We start from the raw sequence: 15665 nt of genomic DNA, 5'->3' as shown, positions 1-15665 counted from the left end.
CGCGCACCGCCTCGGCGATCCGGATGTCCCCCCGGGTGGTGCTGATCTGCGCGGCCCCGCCCAGCCGGCCGACCTCCACATCACCCTCGACCGCCGTGAGACGGACACTCGCGGCCTCGTCGATCTCGATCCGCCGGTACGCACCCTCGAAGACCACGTCACCGAGACGGCCGACGGCCCGGAACTCGGCGCTCGCGGTCCTGGCCTCGACACCGGAGCCGGCGGGCAGCCGGACGGTGACCTCCACGGAACCCGAGGTACCGAACAGCCGGCCCTCAGGAGCCGTGGCCGTGATCCGCAGGACACCGTCGGCGAAGGCGACGGCGGTCCGCTCGGCGGCCTTGACGTCCCGCCCCTTGGAAGGGTCGGCCGGCAGGACCTCGACCGTGCTCTCCACCCGGTCGGCGGCGATGATCCGGACGCGCCCGGCAGGGATGTCCAGGACGGCGGAGACCGGGGCGGTGGTGTCGAACTTCTGCATCGTGCTCTCCTCGCGAACTCGTCGTTTCGAACGAGGGAAAAGCTACGTTGCTTTCCAGACGTCGACAAGAGGCTCGTTGCACAAGATTGACATTTATGCAGGTAGAAGCCACTAAACTGTTGCAACAGTCTTGCTATTAACGCAACGAGCTCCCTCCAGTCATTGCAATGGATGAGAAGTGAACGCTATGCGGGGGCTCCGGGGTCGCCGATCTCCAGCAGGTGGCACTCGGTCGGCGTCAGGCGGAGGTCGCGGCGACCTTCTCGTCGGAGGCCTGCCGGGCGGACAGCACCAGGATCGGCACCCGGGTCCACCCCCGCAGGCCCTTGATGACGTCGACGCCGTCCATGTCGGGCAGCCCGAGGTCGAGCAGGACCACGTCGGGCCGGGGTACGGCCGCGAGGCGGAGCGTGCTGGTGCCGTCGGGGGCCGCGTCGACCTCGTACCGGCGTGCCTGGAGATTGATGACGAGGGCCCGGACGCGCTGTGGGTCGTCCTCCACCACCAGCACCCGTGTCATGGGTGTGCGCCTTTCCTGTCGTACGTCGGGCCATGGGCGCGGAACGCGGTGCACGTGCAACCGGCCTCATGGCGACGGGAGTCGGCGGAACCGGGATCGCTCCTGGCCGCCGACTCCCGCGCGGGTCACGTAAGGCCATCAGTGCTTCGCCACGAGGTCCTTGAGGGCGATGTTGAGCTCCAGGACGTTCACGCGGGGCTCGCCCATGAAGCCGAGGGTGCGGCCCTGGGTGTGGTCGTCGACGAGCTTCTCCACCTGGGTGACGGACAGGCCGTTCTTCTCGGCGACCCGGTGGACCTGGATCTCCGCGTACTGCGGGGAGATGTCCGGGTCCAGACCGGAACCCGAGGAGGTGACGGCGTCGGCGGGGACGTCCGAGGGCTTCAGCCGGTAGTCGGCGGTCGAGTTCTCGGCGACGACCTTCGCCTTGGCCTCCTTGACCCGGGTGACGAGTTCGGCGTTGTCGGCGGAGCGGTTGGTGGCGCCCGAAAGGATCAGCTTGTACTGCGTGTTGACCGAGTTCTCGCCCAGCCCGTCGGCGGGGCGCGGCTGGAAGTAGGCGAGGCTGTAGCCCTGCTGCCCGATCAGCGAGGAGCCGACGACCTTGCCGTCCGCCGTGATCTCGGAGCCGTTCGCCTTGCCGTTGAACAGGGCCTGGGCGATGCCGGTGACGGCGAGGGGGTAGATGACGCCCGTCACCAGGGTCAGCACGAGCAGGGCGCGCAGGCCCGCTCCCAGCAACCGGGCTGTGTTCGTCACGGAGTTGTTCATGGCGGTCAGCCGATCCCGGGGATGAGGGAGATGAACAGGTCGATGATCTTGATGCCGACGAAGGGGGCGATCAGGCCGCCGACGCCGTAGATCGTGAGGTTGCGCCGCAGCATCCGGTCGGCGCTGACCGGCCGGTACCGCACGCCCTTCAGGGAGAGCGGGACCAGCGCGATGATGATCAGCGCGTTGAAGACGACGGCGGACAGGATCGCGGAGTCGGGCGAGGTGAGGCCCATGATGTTGAGCTTGTCCAGGCCCGGGTACACGGCCGCGAACAGCGCCGGGATGATGGCGAAGTACTTGGCGACGTCGTTGGCGATGGAGAACGTCGTCAACGCGCCCCGGGTGATGAGGAGTTGCTTGCCGATCTCGACGATCTCGATGAGCTTGGTCGGGTTGGAGTCGAGGTCGACCATGTTGCCGGCCTCCTTGGCGGCCGACGTGCCCGTGTTCATCGCCACGCCGACGTCCGCCTGGGCCAGCGCGGGCGCGTCGTTGGTGCCGTCACCGGTCATCGCGACGAGCTTGCCGCCCGCCTGTTCCCGCTTGATGAGGGCCATCTTGTCCTCGGGGGTGGCCTCGGCGAGGAAGTCGTCGACGCCCGCCTCCTCGGCGATCGCCTTGGCGGTCAGCGGGTTGTCGCCGGTGATCATGACGGTCTTGATGCCCATCCGACGCAGCTCGTCGAACCGCTCCCGCATCCCCTCCTTGACCACGTCCTTGAGGTGAATGACCCCCAGCACCCGGGCACCCTCGGCGTCCTCGATCGCGACCAGCAACGGGGTGCCGCCCGCCTCGGAGATGCGGCCGGCCGTCCGGTCCGCGTCCTCGGCGACCGTGCCGCCCCGCTCCTCGACCCAGGCGATGACCGAACCGGCCGCGCCCTTGCGGATCTTGCGGCCGTCGACGTCCACGCCCGACATCCGGGTCTGGGCGGTGAAGGCGATCCACTCGGCGCCGGCCAGTTCGCCCTGCTGACGCTCACGCAGACCGTACGTCTCCTTCGCCAGGACGACGATGGAGCGGCCCTCCGGCGTCTCGTCGGCCAGCGACGACAGCTGGGCCGCGTCCGCGACCTCGGCCTCGGTGGTACCGGCCAGCGGCACGAACTCCGACGCCTGACGATTGCCGAGCGTGATGGTGCCGGTCTTGTCGAGCAGCAGCGTCGACACGTCACCGGCGGCCTCGACCGCACGCCCCGACATAGCGAGGACATTGCGCTGGACGAGCCGGTCCATGCCCGCGATGCCGATCGCGGAGAGCAGCGCGCCGATCGTTGTCGGGATGAGGCAGACGAGGAGCGCCACCAGGACGACCATCGTCAGATGGCTGCCCGCGTAGTCCGCGAACGGCGGCAGGGTGGCCACCGCGAGCAGGAAGACGATCGTCAGCGAGGCGAGCAGGATGTTCAGCGCGATCTCGTTCGGCGTCTTCTGACGGGCCGCGCCCTCGACGAGGTTGATCATCCGGTCGATGAAGGTCTCGCCCGGCTTCGTCGTGATCTTGATGACGATGCGGTCGGAGAGCACCTTCGTGCCACCGGTGACGGCGCTCCGGTCGCCGCCGGACTCGCGGATGACGGGCGCCGACTCACCGGTGATGGCCGACTCGTCGACGGAGGCCACGCCCTCGACGACGTCACCGTCGCCGGGGATGATGTCGCCCGCCTCGCAGACGACCAGGTCGCCGATGCGCAGCCCGGTGCCCGGAACCCGTTCCTCACGGTCGCCGACGAGACGGCGGGCCACGGTGTCGGTCTTGGCCTTGCGCAGGGTGTCGGCCTGCGCCTTGCCCCGGCCCTCGGCGACCGCCTCCGCCAGGTTGGCGAAGACCACCGTCAGCCACAGCCAGGCGCTGATGGTCCAGCCGAACCAGTCGCCCGGGTCCTTGAAGGAGAACACCGTGGTCAGCACGGAGCCGATCCACACCACGAACATCACGGGCGACTTGACCATGATGCGTGGGTCGAGCTTGCGGAAGGCGTCCGGCAGCGACGTGAGCAGCTGCCTGGGGTCGAAGAGACCCGCGCCGACACGTCCTTCGGCGGGCCTGTGCCCGGTGGGAACGTCGCTGTGCGGCGCCCGGGTCGGGGTGGCTGTGGACATCGAGTCCTCTTGCTTCGCTATGTCGGTCGTCATGACGCCAGCCCTTCGGCGAGCGGGCCCAGCGCCAGGGCCGGGAAGTACGTCAGACCGGTGATGATCAGGATCGCGCCCACCAACAGGCCGGTGAACAGCGGCTTTTCGGTGCGCAGGGTGCCCGCGGTGACGGGGACGGGCTTCTGCCCGGCGAGCGAGCCGGCCAGCGCCAGCACGAACACCATCGGCAGGAACCGGCCCAGGACCATCGCCAGGCCCAGGGTGCTGTTGAACCACTGCGTGTCCGCGTTCAGGCCGGCGAAGGCGGAGCCGTTGTTGTTGGAGGCGGACGTATAGGCGTAGAGGATCTCGGAGAAGCCGTGCGCCCCGCTGTTGGTCATCGAGTGCGCCGGGGTCGGCAGGGCCATCGCGACCGCGGTGAAGACGAGCACCAGCGCCGGAGTGATCAGGATGTAGCAGGCGGCCAGCTTGATCTCGCGGGTGCCGATCTTCTTGCCCAGGTACTCCGGGGTGCGGCCGACCATCAGACCGGCGATGAACACCGCGATGACCGCCATGATCAGCATGCCGTAGAGGCCGGAGCCGGTACCACCGGGCGCGATCTCGCCCAGCATCATGCCGAGCATGGTGATCCCGCCGCCGAGGCCGGTGAAGGAGGAGTGGAAGGAGTCCACCGCGCCGGTCGAGGTCAGGGTGGTCGACACCGCGAAGATCGACGACGAGCCGACGCCGAAGCGGACCTCCTTGCCCTCCATCGCCCCGCCCGCCAGCTGGAGCGCCGGGCCGTGGTGGGCGAACTCGGTCCACATCATCAGGGCCACGAAGCCGACCCAGATGGTGGCCATCGTCGCGAGAATCGCGTATCCCTGCCGGATCGAGCCGACCATCACACCGAAGGTGCGGGTCAGCGCGACCGGGATCACCAGCAGCAGGAAGATCTCGAAGAGGTTGGTGAAGGGCGTCGGGTTCTCGAAGGGGTGGGCGCTGTTGGCGTTGAAGTAGCCGCCGCCGTTCGTGCCCAGCTCCTTGATGGCCTCCTGCGAGGCGACCGCGCCGCCGTTCCACTGCTGCGAGCCGCCCATGAACTGGCCGACCTCGTGGATCCCGGAGAAGTTCTGGATCGCACCGCCGGCGACCAGCACGACCGCCGCGACCGCGGCCAGCGGCACCAGGATCCGTACGGTGCCCCGCACCAGGTCGGCCCAGAAGTTCCCCAGCTCACCGGTGCGGATGGGGGTCCCCCCGCTCGAGCGAAGCCGAGAGTGGGGGAGGGCGAAGCCGCGGACGAGGGCCACCGCCACCGCGATGCCGACGGCCGCCGAGACGAAGTTCTGCACGGCCAGCCCGGCGGTCTGCACGACGTGGCCCATGGCCTGTTCGCCGTAGTACGACTGCCAGTTGGTGTTGGTGACGAAGGACGCGGCCGTGTTGAACGCCTGGTCCGGGTCGATCGCCCGGAAGCCGAGTGAGCCGGGCAGGACGCCCTGGAGCCGCTGGAGCAGGTAGAGGAACAGCACCCCGGCCGCCGAGAAGGCGAGCACGCCCCGCAGGTAGGCGGGCCAGCGCATCTCGGTGTTCGGGTCGACACCGATGCCCTTGTAGATCCACTTCTCGACCCGCCAGTGCTTGTCGGAGGAGTAGACCTTGGCCATGTAGGTGCCGAGGGGGACGTGGGCGAGCGCCAGTGCCGCTATGAGCGCGAGCAGCTGGAGCACACCGGCAGGAACGGGACCCATGTCTGTTCTCAGAACCTCTCCGGGAAGATCAGGGCGAGGACGAGATAGCCCAGCAGGGCGACGGCCACGACGAGGCCGACGATGTTCTCGGCGGTCACAGCTTCGTCACCCCCTTGGCGACGAGAGCCACCAGCGCGAACACCGCGATCGTGGTGACGACGAAGGCCAGATCGGCCATCGCGAACTCCTGTGAGTGAGGTTCGGGAAAGTGCGGACGATTCGAGGAAACCGCCTGCCTGGCCGAATCCGGTCGCCGTTGACGCCTCTCTTACGGCGACCCCCGCGCCTTTGACGCGCCTCTTACGCACCCTCCGATCGGCGCCGGTCACAGGTGGCCCCCGACCGGCGCGCACCTCCCTGGCTCAGCCGGACTACCGGCGTCTCATCGGCCGGGTCGTTCGGGGATCTTAGGGAGGACCTTCTCGGCGATATCGAGGAGAGCGGCGTCGCTCGGAAGGGCTCCGGACTCGCTCCACACGGTGATCTCGCAGTAGCCGCCTCGGTCACCACGGTCCAGGGCCACGGTCAGCGTCCGCTCCAGGGGACCTTGTTCGACCGGTCCGCCGGATCCGCCGCTCCCCCCGAGATTGATCTCGATCTTCATGGTGTGATCCGTGGAGAGGACCGCCGACCGGCCACGAACCTTGAGCGGCTTGATGTCGCTCTCGTCCCCGAACGCCATCAGCTTCACGTACTGGTCGATCGACAGGTCGTTGTAGGTGGCCGAGACATTCACGGTGTACGTGTCGAAGGCGACCTGGGCCTCCGGGCGGGCGACCTTCCCATCGGTCAGGGGCGCGGTGTCGTCACTGCCGGAAGCGCTGGTCGCCTTCTCGGCAGGCGTTCCGAGAAGCGTGGCCAGGTCCGGCCGGTTGAGCGCGTCGCACAGCTCCTCGCCGGTCACGGGCCGGGGCTTCCGCTTGTAGGCCTTCGGCAGTTCCTCGTGGGTCTCGTCCGAGCACGAGGCGGGCGGCGTGGCGTCGACGTCGTCGGACGGCATGAAGCGTGGGCCCAGCCACAGCGCCGCGCCGAGTGCCCCGAAGAGGGCCACGGCGGCGACGGCCTGGCCCCATGCGTTGTGGTCCTTCTCCGGAGTGCCCGGACCGGGACGGGGCCCGGTTCCGGCCGGGACCTCAGGCAGGGGCCGAGGCTGGGCCGGGGCTTGTGACAGCGTGGCCTGGAGCCGGGGCCGGGCGGCGGCGTCGGCGGCCGCCCCCTCCTCGGCGGCCCCCGGGCTCGGATTCCGGCGTGCGCGCAGGGCCCGGACCACCCCGTGGACACGTACCGCGGTGAACACCAGGAAGACCACACCGAGACCGGCCGCGACCCGGTCGTGGTCGGTCACGGCGAGATACATGATGCGTACGCCGAGAACGGAGCCCACCACGATGAGCAGGGGCTCGCGGACCCAGAACGGCAGGAGACGGAGAAGGAGACCGAGCATCCGGTGATCTCATCAGGCCAAGATCGAATTCGCCATGAGGGAAGCCACAATTCCGGGCATGTACAGGACCAAAGAAGCGACGCCCGGCCGACGATCCCGATGGGAGCGGGTCACGGCACCGGGTCCGATGCGTGGCCGCTGCCGTGAAAGGACGAAGCCCGCACCCATCGGTACGCAGCGGGGCCGCCGCGGAGGCGCCGCCATCGGCGCGCGCTTTCCGGCGAGCACGATCAGCGGAGCCGGTTGTCCGGGTCGCCAGTCGGGCGGCCCGGCGGCGAGGGCGTCCGCGAGGGCCGCGCCATGCAGGCGGAGTACGGCTGCTCGGCCGACCTGCGCCTCGGCGACTTCACCTCGCCGCGGACCCTCCTGGCCACCCACCACGACGGCGAGCCCCTCACCGCCGAACACGGCTTCCCGCTGCGCCTGGTCGCACCCCACCTGTACGGCCACAAGGACCCCGAGTGGCTGCGCGGCATCGAGATCGCGGCGGGCGCTCGGCCCCGGCCTACGCGCTGTGCAGGAGCTGGATCAGGTTGCCGCAGGAGTCGTCCAGGACCGCGGTGGTGACCGGTCCCATTTCCAGCGGCTCCTGGGTGAAGTGCACGCCGAGGCCGCGCAGCCGGTCGAACTCCGCATGTACGTCGTCCACGGCGAAGGCGGCGAGCGGGATGCCGTCCTTGGCCAGCCCGTCCCGGTACGCCTTCACCACGGGGTGGCCAGAGGGCTCCAGCAGCAGTTCGGTCCCGTCGGGATCCTCCGGCGAGACGACGGTCAGCCACCGGTCCTCGCCCAGCGGGACGTCGTGCTTCTTCACGAAGCCGAGCACCTCGGTGTAGAAGCGCAGGGCCGCTTCCTGGTCGTCGACGAAGACGCTGGTCCGGTGGATCTTCATGGGGTGCTCTCCGGTCTGTCGGACCTGAGCCACCGGTTCGCGATGCGTTCGAGGGGCTCGGTGTTCAGGTCATGGAACTTGTAGCGGCCCTGACGCCGTGAACGCACCAGGCCCGCGGATTCGAGTACGGCCAGGTGCTGGCTGATCGCCTGCCGGGACAGCCCCAGGCCGTGCTTGGTCACCAGCCGTGTGCATATTTCGAACAGGGTCTGGCCATCCCGTTCCGTCAGCTCGTCGAGGATGCGCCGACGGGTGGGGTCGGCCAGCGCCTTGAAGACATCCTCCGCCATGACCACCACCATAGGCAAGTCACGGCTTGCCTATCAAGCCGGCGCCCGGACCGCGCCGGACCGAAGAGGTGCACCCCGGTGCCGTGATCGAGAATCGCGCCCCGGGCTCGATGCCGCGCTGGCAGGATCGTTTCGCGAACACCCACGGGAGGTAACCCGGCACATGACCACGACCGAACCCGACCCCCACCCCCAAGACCTCTACACCGCACCGCGCTTCGAGGCTTCCGCCCTCGTCACCGTCGACGTGCAGCGCGACTTCCTCTCCGAGGCCCCGTACGGAGTGCCGGGCACCACGGAGATCCTCCCCGCGCTGCGGCGGACCGCGGCCGCCTTCCGCGCCGCGGGACGGCCGGTGGTGCACGTCGTGCGTCTGTACGAGGAGGGCGGAGGCAACGCCGATCTGGTGCGGCGGCGACTGCTGGAGTCGGGGGTGCGGATCGCCGCGCCGGGCACGCCGGGCAGTCAGCTGGCCGACGGTCTGCTTCCCGAGGGCACACCCGACCTGGACCCCGCGCTGCTGCTGTCGGGCCGGCCGCAGCGGCTGGGACCGTACGACCACGCGGTCTTCAAGCCGCGCTGGGGCGCGTTCTACCGCACCTGCCTGGAGGAGCTGCTGACCGAACTCGGCGTGGACACACTGGTGTTCGCCGGGTGCAACCTGCCCAACTGCCCGCGGGCCGGCATCATCCAGGCCTCGGAGCGGGACTACCGCGTGGCACTGGTGCGGGACGCGGTCTCACGGGTGACGGACTCCGCGCTGTCCGAACTCGCGGGCATCGGTGTCGAGATCCTCGACACCGCCACACTCGAAGGGCGGCTGGCCGAGCCGACGGCCCGGGCGGACTGACGACCGCCACCCCACGTCGACGCTCTCGGCAGCACCTCGGCGCGGGCGGTGGCAGCACGTGCGGGCAGGTCGGCGGCGCTCCGCTCGGGCGGCGCGGGCCCGACGGTGCCACCGGGCCTCGATCGCGGCGGGATCGGTGATCTGAAGGGTCGTCATGCGGTGGCCGGGCGGAACGTCCGGGCTTCCGTGGAGCATGCGGGGACTCGGGTTCAGGTCGCGCGGGCGCAGTCCGCGGCCAGGCGCAGGCTCTCGGCGACCTCGCGCCCGATGTCGCCGACCGGGAACAGCGTGTGCCGTACGACCCGTCCGGCATCGACGACCAGGATCAGGCGCTTGTGCCGCAGCCTGCCCGCGCCGCGGAAGGTCGGCAGTCGCAGGGCCGCGGCGAGCTCGTGGGCGGCGTCGGAGAGCAGGGGGTACGGGATCTCCTCGGTCCTGGCGAACTCCGCCTGCTCGTGGACGAGTTGGGTGCTGACTCCGCGTACGTCCACGCCCGCCTCGCGGAAGTCGGGCCAGGCGTCGCGAAAGAGCCGGTTCTCCAGCGTGCAGCCGGCGGCTCCGGGGATCGGGGGCTCGCCCCAGTCGACTCCCGTGCCGGGGTAGGTGAACAGCACGGTGGCGACGGCGTCCGGGGCGACGAGGGGCAGGCCGACGCCGTGCGCGCCGGGCAGGTCGAGGCCGTCGGGCAGGCGGGTGCCGACCAGGGCGTGCACCCGGGCGTGTTCGGCGCCGTCCGCTTCCGCGGTCGCGGTGAGGCTGCCGTCCCCGAGCACCCACCGGTCCCCCCAGTCCTGCATGGCGACGAGCAGCGGCAGCAGTCCGGCACCGGCGTCGGTGAGCAGGTACTCGTAGCGCACCGGACGCCGCTGATAGAGGCTGCGGCGCAGAACGCCCTGGGCGACGAGCCGGCCCAGCCGCTCGGTGAGCACCTTGCGGGACAGGCCGATCTCGGCGGCCAGCGCGTCGAAGCGGACGTGTCCGCGGGCGACCTCCCGCAGGACCAGCACGTTCCACCAGTCCCCCAGGACCAGGGCGGCCTGGGCGATGCCGCAGGTCTCGTCAGCGTTGTGCATCCTCATGCGCCCATAGTAAGTTCCTTTTCGGGACTCACTTTGTTTCCGCATGGAACTTACCGCCCGCCGGTACGCGGGCCCAGCGCGAGGAGTTGCACCGTGACCGCCATCAGCCGGGTCGTCGCACGGGAGATCATCGACAGCCGGGGCAATCCCACCGTCGAGGTCGACGTCGAGCTCAAGGACGGCTCGCTCGGCCGCGCGGCCGTTCCCTCGGGCGCCTCCACCGGGGCCCGCGAGGCGGTGGAACTCCGCGACGGCGACCCGACGCGCTTTCACGGCAAGGGAGTTCGGCGCGCTGTCGACGCCGTCAACGAGAGCATCGCGGACGCCGTGATCGGGCTCGACGCCGAGGACCAGGCGACCGTGGACCGCACCATGATCGACCTGGACGGCACGGACAACAAGGCGCGGCTCGGCGCCAACGCCCTGCTCGGTGTCTCCCTGGCCACGGCCAAGGCGGCCGCGGCCGCCCACCGGTTGCCGCTGTACCGCTACGTCGGCGGCGTCGAGGCCCGGCTGCTGCCGGTGCCGATGATGAACATCGTCAACGGCGGTGCGCACGCCGACAATCCGCTCGACTTCCAGGAGTTCATGATCGCCCCGATCGGGGCGGCCACCTTCGCCGAGGCCGTCCGCATGGGCGCGGAGGTCTTCCACACCCTGCGCAGGAGCCTGGTCGCCGCCGGCCACAGCGTGAACGTCGGAGACGAGGGCGGCTTCGCACCCGACCTGCGCACCGCCGACGAGGCCCTGGACTTCGTCGTACGGGCCATCGAGGAGACCGGCTACAAGCCGGGCACCGACATCACCCTGGTCATGGACCCGGCCACCTCGGAGTTCTTCCGCGACGGCGTCTACGACTACACCGGCGAGGGCGTCCGCCGGACCCCCGCCGAACACGCCGACTACCTGGCCGCGCTCGTCGACCGCTACCCCGTCGCCTCCATCGAGGACCCGATGGCCGAGGACGACCACGACGGCTGGCTCGACCTGACCGCCCGGCTGGGCGACCGCTGCCAGCTCACCGGCGACGACGTCTTCTGCACCAACGAGACGCTCCTGCGCGCCGGCATCCGCGACGGCGTCGCCAACTCGATCCTGGTGAAGGTCAACCAGATCGGCACCCTCACCGAGACCCTGGCCACCGTCGGCACCGCCCACCGCGCCGGCTACACCGTCGTGATGTCCCACCGCTCCGGCGAGACCGAGGACACCACCATCGCCGACCTCGCCGTCGCCACCGGGTGCGGCCAGATCAAGACCGGCTCACTGTCCCGCTCCGACCGCACCGCCAAGTACAACCAGCTCTTCCGCATCGAGGAAGAGCTGGGCGCCCAGGCCCGCTACGCGGGCCGGGAAGCCCTCGGGCTGCGCCGCTGACATCGGCCGCGGCTCACGGCAGCCGGCCTGCCGTGAGCCGGCCTGCCGTGACCCGGCCGGGCCGTCACGGCCCGAGAATCCGGTACTCGCCTTCGGCGATTCCCGCCACGACGGCCTCCGCGGCCACGGCCGCCGCCTCGACGTACGCTTCGGCGCCCCGGTGACCTCCGGCATGCGGCTCAGCTCACGGCCACCACGTGCTCCGTACGCTCCTCCTCCACCGCCGCCGCCTCGCGACCGGGCAGCTTCGCCCCCTCGATGTCCACGTCGGGCGTGACGCGGTCGAGCCAGCCGGGCAGGCCCCAGGCGCGGCGGCCGAGCAGGGCCATGACGGCCGGGACGAGGGTCATCCGGACCACGAAGGCGTCGACGAAGACGCCGAACGCCAGGGCGAAGCCGATGGACTTGATGATCGGGTCGTGGTTGAAGACGAAGCCGCCGAAGACCGCGACCATGATGAGCGCGGCGGCGCTGACCACCCGGCCGCTGCGGGCCACGCCCTGGGTGATGGCTTCGGCGGCATCGCCGGTGTGCTCGTAGTGCTCGCGCATCCGGCTGACGAGGAAGACCTCGTAGTCCATGGCCAGTCCGAACAGCACGCCGATGAGGAGGACCGGCAGGAAGCTGGTCACCGGGCCGGCGGAGGGGATGTCGAGGACACCGTTGAGGTGGCCGTCCTGGAAGACCCACACGGTCGCGCCCAGGGAAGCGGCGACCGACAGCAGGAAGCCGAGCGCGGCCTTGGCGGGAACGAGCAGGGAGCGGAAGGCGATGGTCAGCAGGATCAGCGCCAGGATCACGATGATGGCGATGAACAGCGGGAGCGCGTCGGACAGTTTGCCCGCCACGTCGATCGCCGCCGCGGTCGTACCGGCGATGTAGAGGGTGCCGCCCGCCTTGTCGACGGTGGGCGCGTTCTCCCGCAGGCGGTGCACCAGGTCCGTGGTGGCCCGGGCGTCCGGTCCGGTCTTCGGGACCACGGCGATCACCGCGAGGGTGGAGTCCGCGTTGGTGACGGCCGGGGCGACGACGGCCACGCCGGCATCGCTCGCCAGGGTCCTGCCCAGTCCCGTCACGGTCGACGTGCGGTCGGCGGCGGGGATGCCGCTCATGTCGACCACTGCGGTCAGCGTGGCGTTGAAGCCGGGCCCGAAGCCCTCCGTCAGCAGGTCGTAGCTCTTGTGCTGGGTGCTGTCGACCGGCTGCGAGGCGTTGCTGGGAAGGCCGAGGCGCAGGTCACGGGCGGGCACGGCGAGGGCGAGCAGCCCGATCACCCCGGCGAGGAGCACGAGCAGGGGTTTGCGGGTGACGGCGCGGCCCCAGGCCAGCCCCCAGGCGCCGGGCGCCCGTTCTGTCGTACGACGGCCGCGCGGGCGCATCCGCTCACCGAAGAGACCGAGGACGGCGGGGACCAGCGTCACCGCGACGAACACGGCGAGCAGGACGGTGGCCGCCGCGGCCAGACCCATGATCGTCAGGAACGGGATGCCGGTGACCGCCAGCGCGGCCAGCGCGATGATCACGGTCGCGCCGGCGAAGACGACCGCCCCGCCGGCCGTGGCCACGGCCCGCGCGATCGAGTCCTCGACGTCCTGCTCGGGGTCGGCGAGCTGCTCGCGGTGGCGGGCGATGATGAACAGGGCGTAGTCGATGCCGACCGCCAGCCCGATCATCAGGGCGAGCACGGTGGCGGTGCTGGTCATCTCGATCCAGCGGGACACGAACTGGACGCCCAGGACACCCATCGCCACGCCCACGAGGGCGGTCAGCAGCGGCAGTCCGGCGGCGATCAGCGAGCCGAGGGTCAGGGCCAGGATGACGAAGGCCACCACCACGCCGACCACCTCGGCGGGCCCGCCGACCTCGGTCTTGGCGTCCATGGCCGAACCGCCGAACTCGACCTCCAGACCGGCCTTGCGGGCCGGGGCCATGGCGTCCGACAGGGCGTCCTTGGACTCCTGCGACACCTCGCTGGCCTGCCGGCCGAAGCGGACGTCCGCGTAGCCGATCCGCAGATCCGCCGAGACGGTCTTCGCCCGGAACGGGTCGGAGACGTCGACGACACCCGGCACCCGGGCGGCCTTCTTCAGGCTCGCCGCGACGGCCGCCTCCGTTTCGGGCGCGGTGAGCCGGTCGCCCTCGGGCGCCGCGAGGACCACCCGGGCCACTCCGCCCGCGGCCTGCGGGAACTCCTTCTTCAGCAGCTCCTGGGCCTGCTGCGACTCGATCCCCGGGACCGAGAACTCGGTGGTGGGCTTGCCGTGCAGGGCGATCCCGAGGCCTCCCACCACGGCGAGCAGCAACAGCCAGACCGCGACGACCCGTCCGCGACGGCGTACCGCCCATCGTCCCCAGGTGTACAGGCGTGACGCCATGTCGTTCTTCCCTCTCCCTCGGCCTCCGTCGGCTTGGCTACACCGTAAGGCATTTTTACAGTCAGCTGTAAATTCACCATCACTGGTAAAGTGCCGGTCATGATGAGCGAGGGTCTTCGGGAACGCTCCAAGGCGCGCCGCCGGGAGGCGATCCTGCGGTCGGCGTACGAACTGTTCGCCACCCATGGCTTCGAGGCCACGACGATCGCGGACATCGCGGCGGCCGCCGAGGTGTCGCCGCGCACGGTCACGCTGTACTTCCCGTCGAAGCTGGAACTCGCCACGTCGCAGTTCGACGCGTTCGCGGACCGGCTCGGCACGGCCCTGCGCGAACGCCCCGACGGACAGACGACCTTGGACGCGCTGGAGCACTGGCTGCGGAGCGAGACCGTCCTCCGAGGTGACCTGGACGACCTCTACGACCGCATGCTCGACCTCAACCCCCAGCTCAGGGCCGTCGCCAACGTCCGCCTGACGGAGGTCATCCAGGAGGGTGCGCGCCTCCTCGCCGAGGAGCGGGGGGACGCGCCGGACGGCTTCGTCCCCCGCATGGTGGCCGCGGCCGCGGCAGCGGTCGTCAGCGAGGTCTGCCACCGCACACAGGAAGCCGACCTCGACACGGCGATGACCTTTCTGCGGGCCGGTGTCGGCAGCCTCGATTCCGCGTAGCCGCGGACCACGCCGTGCAGAGGGGCCTTCGGCACGGGCCCGGCAGGTGCCGTCGAACGGCCGCTCGCCCGGCGGGCGTGGCAGGCGGGTCCACGCGGTGCGCGTCGGTCTGACGAGTCCGCTCTGGTAGGCGATGACGACGAGTTGGGCGCGGTCGCGGGCGCCGAGCTTGGTCAGGGAGCGCTGGATGTGGGAACGGACGGTCAGCACGCTCAGGACGAGTTTCTCCGCGATCTCATCGTTGGACCTGCCTTCGGCCGCGAGGGCGGTGACCTCCCGGTCCCGGGGAGTGAGGTCGTCGAGCCGTTCCGGGGACGCCAGGAGAGGGCCGGGCGCGGGCGCGGCGAGGAAGCGGGTGATGAGGGCGCGGGTGGCTCCGGGCGAGAGGAGGGCCTCACCGGAGGCGATGGTGCGGATGCCGGCCGGCAGCATGTCGGTGGTTGCCGATCGTGCTCACCGCGGCCTGGGTGTCGTCGGCTCCCTCGGCGTCCACGACGATGGTCAGCGGGCCGTTGAAGCCCGGGCCGAATCCGTCGGCGAGGGCGTCGTAGGCGCGGCGCTCGGTGGCGGTGGTGGGCTTGGCCTCGTCCCCGGGCATGCCCAGCTGGAGCTGGGTCATCGGTATCGCGAGGGCACCGAGGCCCAGGACGCCCAGGAGCAGGACGTGGACGGGGCGGCGCAGCACGAGCCGCGCCCAACGGGTTCCCCCGTTGGCCGCCTCGCCCCCCTCGGCTCGGGGCGGCTCGCTCGGCCGGGCCTTCCTCGCCTTCCTGAAGGGCAGGCCGTAGGACTTCTTCGTGGAGGGCGGGCCGTAGGACTTCCCGGACTTCAGGAACCGCGGCAGGCGGCCGTGTGCCTTCCCGCGCGTGGCCCTCGGCCGTACGGCGTCGGGCCAGAAGCCGAGGAGTGCCGGAACGACGGTCAGGGCGATGAGGACGCAGGCGGCGCGGACGGCGGACGGCGTGCAGGTGTCGACGTAGCCAGCCGGCCCGGCTCACGGGCCGGGCGCCACGGTTCTGGCACGGAACGGGCAAGCCCGTCGGCGCGGCATCCGCGGGACCGGGCGGGGCTTGCCGGTGCTG

General features: G+C 70.7%; 13 protein-coding genes and 4 pseudogenes. 4 read left to right on the top strand and 13 right to left on the bottom strand.

Going from position 1 to position 15665, the window contains the following annotated elements; all coding sequences use genetic code 11:
* The 7 genes and pseudogenes from IE275_RS38905 to IE275_RS38875 form a co-directional block, all read right to left on the bottom strand.
* Positions 1-481 (bottom strand): DUF4097 family beta strand repeat-containing protein (locus IE275_RS38905; protein ID WP_189717404.1); only part of this gene is annotated, 481 nt, incomplete at its 3' end.
* Positions 482-722: 241 nt separating this feature from the next.
* Positions 723-1001 (bottom strand): annotated as a pseudogene (locus tag IE275_RS38900) (response regulator); the annotation flags it as partial.
* Positions 1002-1139: 138 nt separating this feature from the next.
* Positions 1140-1772, bottom strand: coding sequence for a potassium-transporting ATPase subunit C (locus tag IE275_RS38895; protein ID WP_189717403.1), 633 nt, complete (start codon positions 1770-1772; stop codon positions 1140-1142).
* Positions 1773-1777: 5 nt separating this feature from the next.
* Positions 1778-3910, bottom strand: coding sequence for a potassium-transporting ATPase subunit KdpB (kdpB, locus tag IE275_RS38890; protein ID WP_229871041.1), 2133 nt, complete (start codon positions 3908-3910; stop codon positions 1778-1780).
* On the bottom strand, positions 3907-5607 hold the full coding sequence (gene kdpA / locus IE275_RS38885; protein ID WP_189717402.1) for a potassium-transporting ATPase subunit KdpA: 1701 nt from the start codon (positions 5605-5607) through the stop codon (positions 3907-3909). The genes kdpB and kdpA overlap by 4 nt, the downstream gene beginning before the upstream one ends.
* A gap of 8 nt (positions 5608-5615) precedes the next feature.
* A complete protein-coding gene (gene kdpF / locus IE275_RS38880; RefSeq protein ID WP_016434100.1) occupies positions 5616-5705 on the bottom strand; it encodes a K(+)-transporting ATPase subunit F in 90 nt (29 codons plus the stop codon).
* Between the two features lie 284 nt (positions 5706-5989).
* A complete protein-coding gene (locus IE275_RS38875) occupies positions 5990-7051 on the bottom strand; it encodes a DUF6215 domain-containing protein (protein WP_189717401.1) in 1062 nt (353 codons plus the stop codon).
* Between the two features lie 306 nt (positions 7052-7357).
* Here IE275_RS38875 and IE275_RS38870 point away from each other — a divergent pair.
* Positions 7358-7549, top strand: a pseudogene (locus IE275_RS38870) (molybdopterin-dependent oxidoreductase); the annotation flags it as partial.
* Positions 7550-7556: 7 nt separating this feature from the next.
* Here IE275_RS38870 and IE275_RS38865 read toward each other — a convergent pair.
* Both IE275_RS38865 and IE275_RS38860 read right to left on the bottom strand, forming a co-directional pair.
* Positions 7557-7943, bottom strand: coding sequence for a VOC family protein (locus IE275_RS38865; RefSeq protein WP_189717400.1), 387 nt, complete (start codon positions 7941-7943; stop codon positions 7557-7559).
* Entirely contained in the window at positions 7940-8233 is a 294-nt protein-coding gene (locus IE275_RS38860; protein ID WP_189717399.1) for an ArsR/SmtB family transcription factor, read from the bottom strand. The genes IE275_RS38865 and IE275_RS38860 overlap by 4 nt, the downstream gene beginning before the upstream one ends.
* Before the next feature lie 163 nt (positions 8234-8396).
* On the opposite strand from IE275_RS38860, the gene IE275_RS38855 reads away from it, so the two are divergent.
* Positions 8397-9083, top strand: a complete 687-nt coding sequence (locus tag IE275_RS38855; protein WP_189717398.1) for a cysteine hydrolase family protein — start codon at positions 8397-8399, stop codon at positions 9081-9083.
* 209 nt (positions 9084-9292) lie between these two features.
* On the opposite strand, the gene IE275_RS38850 is transcribed toward IE275_RS38855, so the two are convergent.
* Complete coding sequence (locus IE275_RS38850; protein ID WP_189717397.1) at positions 9293-10162, bottom strand: winged helix-turn-helix transcriptional regulator; 870 nt, start codon at positions 10160-10162, stop codon at positions 9293-9295.
* Positions 10163-10255: 93 nt separating this feature from the next.
* On the opposite strand from IE275_RS38850, the gene eno reads away from it, so the two are divergent.
* Positions 10256-11539: a phosphopyruvate hydratase gene (gene eno / locus IE275_RS38845; RefSeq protein WP_189717396.1), complete on the top strand. Its 1284-nt coding sequence runs from the start codon at positions 10256-10258 to the stop codon at positions 11537-11539.
* Positions 11540-11718: 179 nt separating this feature from the next.
* Here the strand turns inward: eno and IE275_RS38840 are convergent, their stop codons facing one another.
* Entirely contained in the window at positions 11719-13914 is a 2196-nt protein-coding gene (locus IE275_RS38840; protein ID WP_189717409.1) for an MMPL family transporter, read from the bottom strand.
* A gap of 99 nt (positions 13915-14013) precedes the next feature.
* Between IE275_RS38840 and IE275_RS38835 the strand changes: the two genes are divergently transcribed.
* The gene (locus IE275_RS38835; RefSeq protein WP_189717408.1) at positions 14014-14583 is read left to right on the top strand and encodes a TetR/AcrR family transcriptional regulator; all 570 of its coding nucleotides are present in this window, start codon (positions 14014-14016) and stop codon (positions 14581-14583) included.
* Between the two features lie 141 nt (positions 14584-14724).
* Here the strand turns inward: IE275_RS38835 and IE275_RS47335 are convergent.
* Both IE275_RS47335 and IE275_RS47330 read right to left on the bottom strand, forming a co-directional pair.
* Positions 14725-15015: pseudogene (locus IE275_RS47335) on the bottom strand (helix-turn-helix domain-containing protein); the annotation flags it as partial.
* 13 nt (positions 15016-15028) lie between these two features.
* A pseudogene (locus tag IE275_RS47330) lies at positions 15029-15520 on the bottom strand (MMPL family transporter); the annotation flags it as partial.
* Between the last annotated feature and the right edge of the window lie 145 nt (positions 15521-15665).

It is taken from the genome of Streptomyces phaeofaciens (assembly GCF_014648915.1).
In the GTDB taxonomy this organism is placed as follows: domain Bacteria; phylum Actinomycetota; class Actinomycetes; order Streptomycetales; family Streptomycetaceae; genus Streptomyces; species Streptomyces phaeofaciens.
The sequence above is the reverse complement of the archived record's forward strand: the minus strand, read 5'-3'. Positions and strand labels throughout refer to the sequence as shown.